Genomic DNA, 13185 nt, shown 5'->3' with positions numbered 1-13185 from the left:
GATCACGCGGCTCAAGCCGGGTCATGTCGAGGTCCTTCTCGAAGACGGACAGCGCCAGTCGTTCTATGTCTCCGGCGGTATTCTTGAAGTACAGCCTCAGGTGGTCACCGTGCTGGCAGACTCGGCCGCGCGTGCCAGTGACCTCGACGAGGCCGCCGCAAAGACCGCAAAGGAAGAAGCCGAGAGGGCCCTGGCTGACCGCACCGATGCGATGGAAGTGGCCGAAGCCCAGGTCAAGCAGGCCGAGGCCGTGGCCCAGTTGCAAGCCCTTGAGCGCATGCGGCGCAATCTCAAGCACTGATCCACGCAGAACATTCCGATGGTTGCACGACGCCGGCCTTGCGCCGGCGTCGCTGTATCCGCTGCCAGCGGGTCGGTGGTTGCCTTGCCTAGAGCTTGTTTTCGCCGTGACGCAGCCAGTGGTCGATCAAGGTCTTCTCATAACGCAACGGATCGGAGTTGCCGGGCATGCTCCAGCTCATGAAGCCCATGCCGATCAAGTGGCGCGTGCCCTTTTTCAGCACCGATCCGTCCGCGCCATGCAGGGTGAAATGCAAGGTGATTCGCGGTGGATAGTCGCTGCGCACGACGCGCATCCATCCCGAAGGTCCACCGGGCCATGGTTCGTAGTTGCCTGCCCGTTTGATGTCGGTGATCTCGATCGAGAGCTTTTGTCCGGGCTGGATCACCTTTGCAGCGCGCTTTTCGATGTAGCGCTTCAGGGGGGCAAGATAATCCATGGAACCGATTCGTTCACTGGGCGGTGTGAATCGGGTTTCGGTGAAGTGCTTGGGGTGGATGTAGCGCACCTGCACGGAAGGGCTGGCTGCTTGGGCAAAATCAGGTGCTGCGCCGGCCAGCAGCAGGACAGCAATCAAGATGGCGACAATACGGTTGCGATTCATGACGTTTACCCGCTGGCGATACACGAGGTGGTCGCCTGTGCGAATGAGATCCTTGCACGCAACGCGGCGGCCATGCCTGCATACACTTGGAACATCCTGACCCTAGCAGAGTTCACCATCACCATCACCGAGATTCAGGATGCTGCCTCACAGGCCGATCAGTTTCCACTGCTGCCCGTGGTTTTTTTCTTCAAAACACCCCGCAGCATGTTTCCGATGACATCCTTGGCCGATGACGACGTGGAAGTCGCAGGTGTGTGCGCCGAGGCAGGTGCCTGTTTATGGATCAAACCCGATTGGAGTAGCCCGGCAACAGCAGCGGGATCAAGACGAAACCTGGGATCGCTGGCCGTGCCCGTGACATGCACGCCGATACCCTGACTCGAACTTTCGCCGAGCACGCTGCCGAGAATACGTCCGGCCTTGGATCCGCCGAGCATGCCGCCCACGCCCTGAGCGCCGGTGATCCCGGAGGCCAATTTGACGAGCATGTTGAAATCCAGACTGCCGTCGGCCGCCATGCGCCCCTTGCCGGTGATGCTTCCGAGGTCGCTGACCTCGGCCTTGACCGGGTCGGCGCGGATGCCGGAGGGCTGGATCGCCAATCCGGCTTCGGCGTGCTTGATGAGCGTGTCGCTGGGTGCATGAATGCCCGCCAGGGAGAGGGCGCCACCCATTTTCGATCCGAGGCTGTAGCCGGCCAGGGTCGTGTCGTTGATGGCAACCGGCCCATCGATGTGCAGGGCGTCAAGCGCTCCGTGGGCATGCAGGGCCACGTTCAGGGTGCCTCCCCGCAGGTGTGAATTCTTTGGCAGGACCACGCCGAAGGCGGGGAGCAAGGGTTGCAGATCATCCACCGGGAGTTTGTTTCCGCGGATCTGAATATCCAGTTGCATGGTCTTGCCGCGGTTGTCGAAGGTGCCGTCCAGTGCAAGACGGGCCTTGCGGGTGCCGAGTGTGGTATCGGCGATGTGGCCAATATGCCGGTTGATCTGGTAGCCGGCCATGTAATCCACGCTCAGCGGTTCCGGTGATGGTGATCCGGAGGCCACCAGCTGCAGTTTGTGTGCTGTGATGGTGCCCTTGGATGTCACATCACCGCGCATTGCATGCAGTTGCGTATCGATGTCGATGATGCCGCCCACGCCCTGCCCCTTTTGCATCAGGCCGGCAGCGACCAGATCAATCCCATGCATCACCAGATGTGCGTGAAAAGGCGTGAGTATGGCATTGGAGGGATCCCAGGGACCTATTTTGCCATCAACCTTGAGATGCCCGCCGGAAGGCATGTCGGCCTGCATGGTGAACGGAAAAGCGGCCGTGGCGGCGACATGTTTCGCGCTCAGCTGCAGGTGGCTATAGCGATGCATGCCGCCCACCGCGCGGCGCAGCACAAGGGTGCCGTCGCGTATGTTCAGGGCATCGGCCGTGAAGGCTGCAGAACCCTGTGGAGATGCGGCGCTTGTGGGCGTGTCGCTGGATGCATGGCTGCCGAAATGGGTGAAGTTCCATTGACCGTTGGTTTGCTGCAGCAAACGCACGACTGGTTTGTCCAGTGTGAGCGAGGTCACGGCGAGCTCACGATGCACCAGAAGCGGCCACAAGCGCACGCCGACCTCGAGCTGCGCGGCCTGGATGAAGGGTTTGTTGCTGAAGGCCGGGTCATCGGCGATGCGGATATCGTCGGCCTCCAGGGCGCCGGACCATGGCGAGACGTGGAGTGCGCCAAGGGTCACAGGTCGGCCGATCGCCTGGCTCAGGGCCGTCTGGATCTGTGGGCGGAAGCGGTTGGCATCGACCAGCGACAACGCCACTCCTGCACCAGCGACCACCAGCAGGACTACGATGACAAGGGCAAGCAGTACGCGTTTCATGACGTGCTCCGGCAAGGCGTCAGGCGGACGCACTGGAGCTCTTCATGCTAGTGCCGACGACGGCATGCGTCGAGTGGGTCGAAAAGGGAGATGGTGATCTTGCAGCGTCCTGGCAATCGCCAACACCCTCAGGCAAGTGGATCGCCTGTGTTTGTGCATCGTTGGCGGCAAGCCGGTGATGCCCGGCGGGGTGTGGTGAACGTGTCAGCGGTACACCCAATGCCGGCAGGTCAGGAAGCTGACTCCGGCAAGCCCGCCCTCGATCAGCGGCTTCATCAGCCAGGCCTCGGCTAGACTTCCATGATGAGTCACGATGACCAGTGCCAGCGTGCTGAGCACGGTCAGCAGGACCCATAGCGCCAGGAAACGGAACACCTGGGGCAGCGCGGGCTTGCCAGCACCCCCGAATGTGACTTTTCGATTGGCCCAGAACCCCAGGCTGGCCCCGGCAAGGCGCCCCGCCACGTTGGACGCGGGAAGCGACATGCCATGGGCACTGAGGGCAACCATCACGGCCCAGTCCAGAAGCAGTTGCAGAGTGCCCACGGCGGTGAATCCGAGGCCTTGGCGAACCAGACTCATGCGTGCTCAGGACGAGGCCGGGAACTTGTCCGGCAGTGTCGGATGCAATCAGACATGATTTCAGCATAGCCAGGGGAACTTGAACGGTGATGGAAGCGCTCGTGACGTGTACAGTGGAGCAAGTGTCCACGCGCGCAGGTTGATGCGCGCTGCTTGCATCTGTCCCCCGTAAACCCACCGATCGATGCCGGCAGGAGGTCGTGCATCCGGGTCGGCCCCATGTTCTGGAGTTTCAACGATGTGCGGTTTTGTAGCGGTACTGGACCCCGAGGGCGACGTCAGCGCACTGCGCCCGGTAGTGCTGGAGCAGGCGCGCAACCTGCGCCATCGAGGCCCCGACTGGAGCGGCGTATATGCCGACAAGCACGCCATACTGGCGCATGAGCGCCTGGCCATTGTCGATCTGATCCATGGCGCCCAGCCGCTGGTGTCCGACGATGGCGCGCAGGTGTTGGCGGTCAATGGCGAGATCTACAACCATCAGGCGTTGCGCGCGGACTATCCCGGGTACACCTATCTCACCGATTCGGATTGCGAGGTGATCCTGCCGCTGTATCGCGCGCATGGCAGTGATTTTCTGAATCGTCTGAACGGCATGTTTGCCTTCGTCCTGTGGGATCGCGTTCAACGCGAATGGCTGGTGGCGCGCGACCCGATCGGCATCGTGCCGTTGTACATGGGCCACGATGCACAGGGCCGCCTGTATGTGGCCTCGGAGATGAAGGCGTTGACACAGGTTTGCGTGAGTGTGGAGGTCTTTCCGCCCGGGCATTTCCTGGCCTCCGGGATGGAGGCTCCCCAGCAGTACTACAGCCCCGATTGGCGAAGCTTCGAATCGGTCGAATCCGGTCCCCGCGACCCGCAGGCCCTGCGCACTGCACTGGAGGCATCGGTGCACCGGCACATGATGAGCGATGTGCCGTACGGGGTGCTGCTGTCAGGAGGCCTGGACTCCTCGCTGATCGCTGCGATCACGGCCAAGTACGCCGCACGTCGTACCGAGGACGACGACCGCACACAGGCGTGGTGGCCGCGCTTGCACACGTTCTCGATCGGGCTGGAAGGTTCGCCGGACCTGGCGGCCGCGCAAACCGTGGCCGCGACCATCGACACCGTGCATCATGAGTTCCATTTCACGGTGCAGGAAGGCCTGGATGCGCTGCCGGACGTGATCCGGCATATCGAGACCTACGACGTGACCAGCATCCGGGCGTCCACGCCGATGTACCTGCTGGCCCGGCGCATCCACGCCATGGGCATCAAGATGGTGCTCTCGGGCGAGGGCGCGGACGAGATCTTCGGCGGCTACCTGTATTTCCATATGGCTCCGGATGATCGTGAGTTCCACGACGAGCTGGTGCGCAAGCTCGACGCCCTGCATCAGTACGACTGCCTGCGTGCCAACAAGGCCATGGCGGCCTGGGGCGTGGAGGCACGCGTGCCGTTCCTGGACCGCGACTTCCTGGATGTGGCCATGCACACCGCGCCGGCAGCCAAGCGGCCGGGCGAAGGAAGGATGGAAAAGCATATCCTGCGCCAGGCCGGGGAAGGCTTGCTTCCGGACGCCGTGTTGTGGCGTCAGAAGGAGCAGTTTTCCGACGGTGTCGGCTACGGCTGGATCGATGCGCTCAAGGACCACGCCGCAGCCGAAGTGACGAATGCGCAGATGCAACTGGCCGCGCAACGATTCCCGGTCAATCCGCCGCAGACCAGGGAAGGCTACCTCTACCGGGTGTTGTTCGAGCAGTATTACCCTGGCGACGCGCCTGCCCGCACCGTGCCCGGCGGCCCCAGCATTGCCTGCTCCACGCCGACGGCGTACCGGTGGTCCCAGGCCTTCGAGGGCCACGCAGATCCGTCCGGACGCGCGGTGGCCGGGATCCATCGCGACGCTGCCAAGGCAGAGGACGTGGGTGGTGACCAGGCATAACGGGGGCGCTTGCAGCTAAAGTGTCCCTCTTCCAACGTCAGGAGCCTGTGGATCATGTCCCGTTCCCTGCATGTCATCGTTCTCGCCGCTGGCGAGGGCAAGCGCATGAAGTCTTGCACTGCCAAGGTGTTGTTGCCGCTGGCCGGTCGGCCCATGCTCGCGCATGTGCTGGATACCGCCTACGCGCTCGATCCCGAGTGCGTGCATGTGGTGTATGGGCACCGTGGAGATCAGGTCCGCGCGGCCTTCGAAAGCCGCGATCGCCTGGTCTGGGTGGAACAGGCCCAGCAATTGGGTACCGGTCATGCGGTGCGTCTGGCCATGGAGGGCGTGCCGGACGGGTCGCGCGTGTTGGTGCTGTACGGCGATGTCCCGTTGATGCAGGCGGCGGCACTGCAACCGCTGGTTGCTGCCGACGCCACGTTGGCGGTCCTGGCCGCGCAGATGGACGATCCCAGCGGCTACGGCCGGGTGCTGCTCGGGGAGCATGATCGCGTCCGGGCCATTGTCGAAGACAAGGACGCCACTGCCGAGCAGCGATCCGTTCGCCTGACCAATACGGGTATCGTGGCCGCCGACGCCGCGCCCATGCGTGCCTGGGTGGCGGCTTTGGGCAATGCCAATGCGCAGGGCGAGTATTACCTGACCGATGTGTTCAGCCAGGCCGCGGATGCCGGCGACCCTGCAAGCTGCGTGAGGATGGAGGATCCGCGCGAGGCCTCCGGCGCCAATACGCCCTGGCAGCTTGCCGAGCTCGAATCACTGTACCGCCAGCGCCGCGCACGCGAACTGGCCGAGTCGGGCGTGCGCATAGCCGATCCTGCGCGCTTTGATGTTCGTGGCACGGTCCAGGCCGGTCGTGACGTGGAGATCGACGTCGACGTGATCCTCGAGGGCGAGGTGGTGCTTGGCGACAAGGTGCGTATCGGGCCGTTCTGCCGACTGCGCGACGTGTGTCTGTCGGCGGGTACGGTGGTGCATGCACATTGCGATCTCGATGGCGTGGTGACCGAGGGGGCTTGCAAAATCGGCCCGTTTGCGCGGCTGCGGCCCGGCGCGCGCCTGGCCGAAGGCGCCCAGGCAGGCAACTTCGTGGAGATGAAGAAGGCTCGCCTGGGTCCGGACAGCAAGGCCAACCACCTGGCCTACCTGGGCGATACCGAGATCGGCAGCGGGGTGAACATCGGCGCCGGCACCATTACCTGCAATTACGACGGCGTGAACAAGCACCACACACGAATCGAGGATGGTGCCTTCATCGGCTCCAACAGTGCCCTGGTCGCGCCCGTCACCATCGGTGCCCAGGCCACCATCGGCGCCGGTTCCACCGTCAGCGGCCAGATTCCGGCGGGAAAGCTCACCCTGGCGCGCGCGCGCCAGACGACCTTGTCGGGATGGAGGCGTCCGTTGAAGCGCGAACCCGAATAGCGGCAGGATCACCTTCCGCAGGCGGTCTTCAGGCGAAACGCCAGCCGTCGATTTCGACCAGAAGCTCGCTGCGGCAGATGTCGCCGTTCAGGATGATGCGTGGTGATACCGGGGTATGTTCGTCGAAGAAGGCTTCTGCGCGCGCGACGTGCTCGGGATGACGCACATAGATCTTCAATGGATCACCGGGACCGAAGTGTTCAGGCTGATGATTGCTTTTGAGAAGCGCCTTGAGGTTGGCCAGGGTCTCGCCAAGCTGTGCCTCGAGATCACCTTCGTGGCGCGAATCGTGTCCGGTGATCGATGCGGTGCCCGAGATCGCCATCGAAGCATCGCCGGGCAGGCGCATGGCGCGTGCGAAACTGGGCGGGGTGGGTCCGTATTGACGCGGGTAGCGCCAGGCGCTGAGTTGACGCGGATTCTCGACCCGGGTTCCCGGCAAGGTCGAGGCCAGGCAGTACACCTGCATGCGCGTGGTGGCCTGATGATGGCCGATGGCCGTGGCGGCCGGATAGCCGTTGTCAAAAAAATGGCCCATGCCACGTTGGCGTCCGGCGCAGAATTGCCGGTAGCGTTCGTCGTCGCCATGACCCTGGTTGATCGAGCCCAGGTAATTCCACAGGCGCTGCACGTGACGTTGCGGGCGCCTGTCAAGAAAGCCGCACAACTGCGCGTAGGCCAGTTCGGCGCTATCCTCGATGCTGCCGTGATCGGCTTCGTCCAGATCCAGGGCAGCAAACAGCCAGTGGTTGCTGGATGCCCAGGCGAGCCCGGCATCGCGGCCGGATTCGACATGATCATCCACATGCCAATGTTCCAGGCACGACGACTGCGAGGATGCCGCCGGCTGCAGGGGCACGTTCAGCACGCGTGGGTCGTCCACCCGGAGCGGCAAGGCATCGCCAAAGGTCATCACTGCGAGCGTGCCGGGGTCGGCAAGTATTTCATCCAGGTCGCCGCCCGGACGATAACGAACTACAGGGCGGCTTGATGCAGGCATGCGGTGGTCTGAGCGGGGCTGGTTCATGCAGTAATCCTTGCGCCTCTGCCAGAGTCCTGACACAAAGGGATGCAGGCAGATGAAAAACCGCCCTATGGTACACTCCCGCGCCCGGACCTGATGGGTGCGGAAATCAATTCCGAGGGATCTGGAAACCGAGCATGAGTACGCAGACCGAGGCCGAGCACGCGCTGGCCGAACTGATTGTCGAAAGCTTGAACCTGGAAGACGTGCAGGCGGGTGATCTGGATCCCGAGGCGCCCCTGTTCGGGGGGGATCTGGGGCTGGATTCCATCGACGCGCTGGAAATCGCCCTTGCGGTCTCCAAGAGCTATGGATTTCAGTTGCGTTCGGACAATCCCGACAACAAGCAGATCTTCGCCAGCCTGCGTGCTCTTTCCGGGCACATCGAGCAGCGCCGGGCCGAAGCCTGAGGCCTGGATGCGGCCGTGACGGAAACCTCGTTTCGGCATCGCGCTTTGTTGCCCTTGATGGTGCTGGCCTATATCGCACTGCTACTGGCAGGTGCGTTATCCGGAACCGCGCTGCCGTTCCGGCTTGCCGTACCGGCGATGCTGGTGGCTGTGGCGTTGTCGCTGCCCATGCGGCGCATGCCGGTAGCCATGGCCTGGTGCATGTGCGCGGTCTTGGTGCTGTGGCTGGACTGGCGCGGCCATGCCCATGCCATCCTTGACACCGTACCCGTTCTCATCAATGCCGGCCTGTGCTTTGTTTTCGCCCGAACCCTGCGAGCGGATCGCGAGCCGCTGGTCACGCGCGTGGTCCGCCTCACCGAAGGGCCGGAGCGGCTCGAGAGTGAGGGCATCGCGCGCTATACCCGTCAGGTGACCTGGTACTGGGCCATCCTGCTGGGCGTGCAGGTGTTGCTGCTGTGTGCATGCTGGACGATGCTGGCCTCGGCAAGACCCGAGATGCGGATCTGGGCCCGCATCTACCTGCACGTCGGCGGATACCTGTTGCCGGGGGTGGCCATGCTGACCGAGTATCTGTTCCGGCGCTGGTATTTCCGGCACCTGCCGCAGCCGGGTCCGGTGGCCTTCCTTCGTCAGCTGGTGACCTGCTGGCCACAAATCGTGCGCGGTGCACGCGATACACTGCCTTCGTCATGAGCCGGTCAGCAACCATTCCAGGGGCGAACTTGTGCATTGATGCGCAGCATCCAAGTCTGCCCGGACATTTCCCGGGACACCCACTGGTTCCGGCGGTGATGCAGCTCGAGGCTGTCGCCGGCATGATACGCGCCCGGCATAGCCTCAGGATTGCGCGCATCATCGACGCCAAATTCGTTGCTCCGCTCGAACCGGGGGTGGAGGCCGAGATTTGTCTCGAGGGCGGGCCTCCCCTGTGCCGGTTCGAGATCCGTAGCGCGACCGGAGTGCTGGCGCATGGTCGCGTGGAGGTTTGTGCATGAACGCGCACTGGCGATACCGCCCGGAAGGCGGCAGCTATTTCGCGCAATGGCTGATCCGCACCATCGCACTGTACTGCGGGCGGCCAGTGGCACGGGCGGTGCTGTATCCGGTCACGCTGTACTTCTTCCTTCGTCGTCGCCACGAGCGGCAGGCTTCACGGGCGTTCCTGCACAGCGTGCTTGGTGGCCCCATTTCCTGCGCACAGATTTTCCGGCACATGCACAGCTTTGCCGCTGTGACGCTGGACCGGGTGTACATGCTGGCGCGAGGCGCGCGTGGCTTCGAACTCGAGGTGGAAGGGCTGGAGACGCTGCATCAAACGGTCGAGCAGGGTCGTGGCGTGATATTGGTGGGTTCCCATCATGGCAGTTTCGAAGCACTGCGTATGCTTTCCAACCGCTATGACAAGGCTACACTGCGGGTGGTGTTGAACAAGCAGCAGACACCGGCGATGACGGCGTTGCTGGAGGCGCTCGCACCCGATATCGGCGCGCGCGTGATCGATGGATCCCAGGACCCGGCCAGCGTGGTGCTTGCGCTGGGCGAGGCCGTGCGCCAGGGTCATATGGTGGCTCTGCTGGCCGACCGGGGCCGTCCCGATGAAAGCATGCTTCAGGTCCCGTTCCTGGGTCGTCCGGCAGCGTTCCCGATGGGGCCATGGATGCTGGCTGCCACCCTGCGTGTTCCGGTAGTGCTGTGTTTTGGCCTGTATCTGGGCGGCAATCGTTACAAACTGATGTTCGAGTCCTTTGCCGACCCCAAAGGGCTGTCGCGCCAGGGCCGCATGAAGGCAGTGCACGGATACGTGCGCGACTATGCTTCGCGTCTGGAGAAGATGGCGCGCACCTACCCCTACAACTGGTTCAATTTCTATGATTTCTGGCATGTCCCCGCGAATTGCAAAGTGGACGCTGACAGTTCTGGCCATGACCTGCGTGATGGCGCCGGCGTGTGCGGCTGAGACCCCGACCAGGACAAGCGCCGCACTCGCGCCGGTGGCGCTTCTTGCGCGGACGCCGCCCACCCGCACGGTCTTTGCCGAGGCACGCTTTTCGCCTTTGCTGGATCGCCCATTGCTGGTCTACGGCCAGCTGTCATGGGAGGGAGGCGATCGTCTGGAACGGCATGTCGACAGCCCCTACGTGGAGACCACACGGATCGCGGACGGCGAGGTCACGATGCACCGTTCCGGTCACGCCACGCGCCATTTCTCGCTGGACCGTGCACCGTCGCTCAAGGCCCTTCTGGACAGCCTGGTCGCGGTGTTGTCCGGCGACACGACGCGTTTGCGCACGATGTTCCATTCGCAACTCGAGCGTCATGGCACCGATTCCGGCTGGAGCCTTATACTGACGCCGAAGTCGGCCAGGCTGGCGCGCAGCCTTGGCCGCATTGGACTGTACGGCGACCGCGACAACCTGCATTGCATCATGATCAGCGAGGCGCAGGGGACTGAAAGCATCGACCTGCTTGGTCCGCTGGCGGCACGAATGCCCGCCAAGCCCACGCGTGAGGCTCTCTCCGCCCTGTGTCGACAGGCCGACTAGGCGCATGCGCGCGCCTCGCCTGACCCTGATCGTTCTGTGGCTGCTGGTGCTGGCGGCACTGGCCTTGGTTGTGACGCGCAACCTGCGCGTCAGCACCGACCTTCGCAGCTTCATGCCGCCGCCGGCCACCGCCGACCAGAAACTGCTGATGGACCAGATCGGCAATGGCCCCGGCTCGCGCCTGCTGCTGGTGGCCATCAGCGGCAAGCCCCCATCCGCGCTGGCGGATATGAGTGCCGGTCTTGCAGCCGCGTTACGCAAGGACCCGCATTTCACCCAGGTGGTCAACGGTGATTTTGATCCGGCTCGCCTGTCCCCGGAGTTGCTGCCCTACCGGTACCTGCTTTCCTCGACCCTGGACACGCACCACATGGATGCGGGTTTTCTGCGCGAACAGCTCCAGCAACGACTCCAGGACCTGGCTTCGCCGGCGGGCGGCATGCTCGAGAGCTGGTTGCCGCGGGACCCCACACTGGAATTGCTGAAGCTGGCCAAACGCTGGTCGCCGCCGGATGCGCCGAAGGTACGTGACGGGGTCTGGTTCGATGCCAGGGGCGAGGCCGTGATGCTGGTCCAGACGCAGGCCTCGGGTTTCGACCCCGGAACCCAGCGCCAGGCCATCGGTGCGCTGCGCAAGGCCTTCCATGGTCTTCAGGGAAGTCGCGAGGCGAAACTCACGCTCAGCGGCCCGGGTTACTTCAGTGTGGTCATCAACCGGCAGACCCGCGACCAGGCGGACTGGATCGGACGGATCTCCAGCGTAGGCTTCATCCTGCTGATGCTGCTGGCCTACCGCAGTCCGTCCGCATTGCTGCTGGGCGCCTTGCCGATTGCCAGCGGAGCGCTGGCCGGGCTGGCCATGCTGGTGAGCTTGTATCCGCAGGTGCACGGCATCACGCTGGCCTTCGGCTTCACCTTGCTGGGCGTGGCGCAGGAATACCCGATCCGTCTGCTCAGCCATCGTCGTGCCGGGGCTTCCAACCTCGAAAGCGTGCGTGGATTGTGGCCGTTGCTGCTGACCGCAATTGCTTCGGCCTGCATCGCCTACCTGGCCTTTTATGCTTCCGGCGTTCCAGGGTTGCAGCAACTGGCAGTATTCACCATCAGCGGCCTGCTCGGTGCAGGTTTGAGCACTCGCTACCTGTTGCCACGGGTACTGCCGGAGCGGTTCGTCGATGTGGCGGGTACACCGGGACTGGCGCGCTTTCGCACGTTCCTCGATCGCCTGCCGCGTCCCCGTTGGATTGCGCTGCTGGTCAGCGCCGGGGTGGTCGTGATGTTGCTGCTGGCGCCGGGCCGGTTCTGGCAGAACAACCTGGCCAAGCTGACTCCGTTGCCCGCCCGGCTGATGCACACCGACAGCCGGCTTCGCAGCGCGTTGGGCGCACCGGACGTGCGCTACCTGCTGGTCATCCGGGGCAACAGCGCGCAGGACGTGCTGCGTCGATCGGATCAGGTCCGGCCGATGCTGCGTACACTCGAGCAGAAAGGCGCGCTCGATGGCGCCGAGTTGCCCACGCGCTACCTTCCGCCGCTTGCCGTGCAGCGCGCGCGGCAGGCACGGCTGCCCGATCGTGCCACCCTGGAGGCGGCGCTGGCGAAGGCGACCGATGGCCTGCCCTTCCGCCCCCGCGTGTTCGCGCCTTTCGTCGATGCGGTGGAAAAGGCGCGCACGCTGCCGCTGCTGACCCCGGCGATGTTCGAGCAGTCCCCGCTGGGCCAGCGGCTGGCCTCGATGCTGGTGCAGCGACCCGGTGGCTGGATCGGTCTGGCCACGCTCACCGGCGTGCATGACCCGGTTGCCCTTGCGGGACTTTCACAGCGTACCCACGGCGCGGTGCATCTGCTGGACATCAAGCATGCATCCGAGTCGCTGGTGGCCGCGTACCGGACGCGCATCCTGATGGCCCTGACGGTGGCGGTCCTGTTGCTGGTGGTGACCATCGGCGTGGCGCTGCGCAGCCTGCGCCGCGCATGGCATGTGCTGGCGCCGATGACACTGGCCACCTTCCTGGTGCTGGCGGTCGAGCGCGTGGCGGGCATCGAGATCTCCCTGTTCCACCTGGTCGCGCTGATCCTCGCGGCGGGACTGGGACTGCACTATGCCCTGTTCTTCGAGCGCGATACCGGCGACCCGCAAGAGCAACGGCGCACGCTGCATGCCACGGTGGTGTGTGTGCTTTCTGCGCTGCTGGTGTTCGGCATGCTGGCATGGTCGACGATTCCGGTACTGCGCGCGATCGGTCTTACGGTCAGTCTCGGCGTGGCCTTCCATTTCTGCCTGTCGATCCTGATGGCGCCGCACGGAGCCCGGCATGAGACTTGAGCGTGCCGACTGGGCCCATCTGATCCCGCATGCGGGCGCCATGTGCCTGCTGGATGCGGTGCTCGAATGGGATGCGCAATGTATTCATGCCAGCAGCGCCGGACATCGCAATCCGCAGCATCCCCTGCGAAGCGAGGGGCACCTGCATGCCGTGCATCTG

The 13185-nt window shown here is 64.1% G+C and carries 13 protein-coding genes; 9 read left to right on the top strand and 4 right to left on the bottom strand.

The window, feature by feature from the left end; translation table 11 throughout:
• Positions 1-301: ATP synthase F1 subunit epsilon (gene atpC / locus PF446_RS04800; protein WP_298070110.1), on the top strand; the 301-nt coding region annotated here is incomplete at its 5' end.
• An 88-nt stretch (positions 302-389) separates the two neighbouring features.
• On the opposite strand, the gene PF446_RS04795 is transcribed toward atpC, so the two are convergent.
• The 3 genes from PF446_RS04795 to PF446_RS04785 all read right to left on the bottom strand — a co-directional run bounded on the left by PF446_RS04795 (position 390) and on the right by PF446_RS04785 (position 3361).
• Positions 390-905 (bottom strand): DUF3016 domain-containing protein, encoded by a 516-nt coding sequence (locus PF446_RS04795; RefSeq protein ID WP_298070109.1) that lies wholly within the window; start codon positions 903-905, stop codon positions 390-392.
• 158 nt (positions 906-1063) lie between these two features.
• Positions 1064-2779, bottom strand: coding sequence for an AsmA family protein (locus PF446_RS04790; protein WP_298070108.1), 1716 nt, complete (start codon positions 2777-2779; stop codon positions 1064-1066).
• Positions 2780-2983: 204 nt separating this feature from the next.
• The gene (locus tag PF446_RS04785; protein WP_298070107.1) at positions 2984-3361 is read right to left on the bottom strand and encodes a GtrA family protein; all 378 of its coding nucleotides are present in this window, start codon (positions 3359-3361) and stop codon (positions 2984-2986) included.
• A gap of 238 nt (positions 3362-3599) precedes the next feature.
• Between PF446_RS04785 and asnB the strand changes: the two genes are divergently transcribed.
• Entirely contained in the window at positions 3600-5291 is a 1692-nt protein-coding gene (gene asnB / locus PF446_RS04780; RefSeq protein WP_298070106.1) for an asparagine synthase B, read from the top strand.
• 54 nt (positions 5292-5345) lie between these two features.
• Complete coding sequence (glmU, locus tag PF446_RS04775) at positions 5346-6719, top strand: bifunctional UDP-N-acetylglucosamine diphosphorylase/glucosamine-1-phosphate N-acetyltransferase GlmU (protein WP_298070105.1); 1374 nt, start codon at positions 5346-5348, stop codon at positions 6717-6719.
• A gap of 28 nt (positions 6720-6747) precedes the next feature.
• Here the strand turns inward: glmU and PF446_RS04770 are convergent, their stop codons facing one another.
• Positions 6748-7746 (bottom strand): pteridine-dependent deoxygenase, encoded by a 999-nt coding sequence (locus PF446_RS04770; RefSeq protein ID WP_298070104.1) that lies wholly within the window; start codon positions 7744-7746, stop codon positions 6748-6750.
• 134 nt (positions 7747-7880) lie between these two features.
• On the opposite strand from PF446_RS04770, the gene PF446_RS04765 reads away from it, so the two are divergent.
• The 6 genes from PF446_RS04765 (at position 7881) to PF446_RS04740 (ending at position 13025) form a co-directional block, all read left to right on the top strand.
• Positions 7881-8153 (top strand): phosphopantetheine-binding protein, encoded by a 273-nt coding sequence (locus tag PF446_RS04765; RefSeq protein WP_298070103.1) that lies wholly within the window; start codon positions 7881-7883, stop codon positions 8151-8153.
• 15 nt (positions 8154-8168) lie between these two features.
• The gene (locus PF446_RS04760) at positions 8169-8849 is read left to right on the top strand and encodes a xanthomonadin biosynthesis protein (protein ID WP_298070102.1); all 681 of its coding nucleotides are present in this window, start codon (positions 8169-8171) and stop codon (positions 8847-8849) included.
• Positions 8850-8947: 98 nt separating this feature from the next.
• Positions 8948-9151 carry a hypothetical protein gene (locus PF446_RS04755; RefSeq protein ID WP_298070101.1) on the top strand — a complete coding sequence of 68 codons (204 nt, stop codon included), beginning with the start codon at positions 8948-8950 and terminating at the stop codon, positions 9149-9151.
• Positions 9148-10113 (top strand): acyltransferase, encoded by a 966-nt coding sequence (locus PF446_RS04750; RefSeq protein WP_298070100.1) that lies wholly within the window; start codon positions 9148-9150, stop codon positions 10111-10113. The genes PF446_RS04755 and PF446_RS04750 overlap by 4 nt, the downstream gene beginning before the upstream one ends.
• A complete protein-coding gene (locus PF446_RS04745; RefSeq protein ID WP_298070099.1) occupies positions 10037-10699 on the top strand; it encodes a LolA-related protein in 663 nt (220 codons plus the stop codon). Before PF446_RS04750 ends, PF446_RS04745 begins: the two co-directional genes overlap by 77 nt.
• A gap of 4 nt (positions 10700-10703) precedes the next feature.
• The gene (locus tag PF446_RS04740) at positions 10704-13025 is read left to right on the top strand and encodes an MMPL family transporter (protein WP_298070098.1); all 2322 of its coding nucleotides are present in this window, start codon (positions 10704-10706) and stop codon (positions 13023-13025) included.
• The last annotated feature ends 160 nt before the right edge of the window (positions 13026-13185 follow it).

This window comes from Oleiagrimonas sp. (genome assembly GCF_027858935.1).
Classification (GTDB): Bacteria; Pseudomonadota; Gammaproteobacteria; order Xanthomonadales; family Rhodanobacteraceae; genus Oleiagrimonas.
Note: the sequence above shows the minus strand (reverse complement) of the source record. Positions and strands in the feature narration are given on the sequence as shown.

Coding starts and splice junctions, on each gene's coding strand:
- PF446_RS04745 (WP_298070099.1), top strand. CDS start 10,037: ATGTCCCCGCGAATTGCAAAGTGGACGCTGACAGTTCTGGCCATGACC.
- PF446_RS04755 (WP_298070101.1), top strand. CDS start 8,948: ATGCAGCTCGAGGCTGTCGCCGGCATGATACGCGCCCGGCATAGCCTC.
- glmU (WP_298070105.1), top strand. CDS start 5,346: ATGTCCCGTTCCCTGCATGTCATCGTTCTCGCCGCTGGCGAGGGCAAG.
- PF446_RS04795 (WP_298070109.1), bottom strand. CDS start 905: ATGAATCGCAACCGTATTGTCGCCATCTTGATTGCTGTCCTGCTGCTG.
- asnB (WP_298070106.1), top strand. CDS start 3,600: ATGTGCGGTTTTGTAGCGGTACTGGACCCCGAGGGCGACGTCAGCGCA.
- PF446_RS04790 (WP_298070108.1), bottom strand. CDS start 2,779: ATGAAACGCGTACTGCTTGCCCTTGTCATCGTAGTCCTGCTGGTGGTC.
- PF446_RS04750 (WP_298070100.1), top strand. CDS start 9,148: ATGAACGCGCACTGGCGATACCGCCCGGAAGGCGGCAGCTATTTCGCG.
- PF446_RS04770 (WP_298070104.1), bottom strand. CDS start 7,746: ATGAACCAGCCCCGCTCAGACCACCGCATGCCTGCATCAAGCCGCCCT.
- PF446_RS04785 (WP_298070107.1), bottom strand. CDS start 3,361: ATGAGTCTGGTTCGCCAAGGCCTCGGATTCACCGCCGTGGGCACTCTG.
- PF446_RS04765 (WP_298070103.1), top strand. CDS start 7,881: ATGAGTACGCAGACCGAGGCCGAGCACGCGCTGGCCGAACTGATTGTC.
- PF446_RS04740 (WP_298070098.1), top strand. CDS start 10,704: ATGCGCGCGCCTCGCCTGACCCTGATCGTTCTGTGGCTGCTGGTGCTG.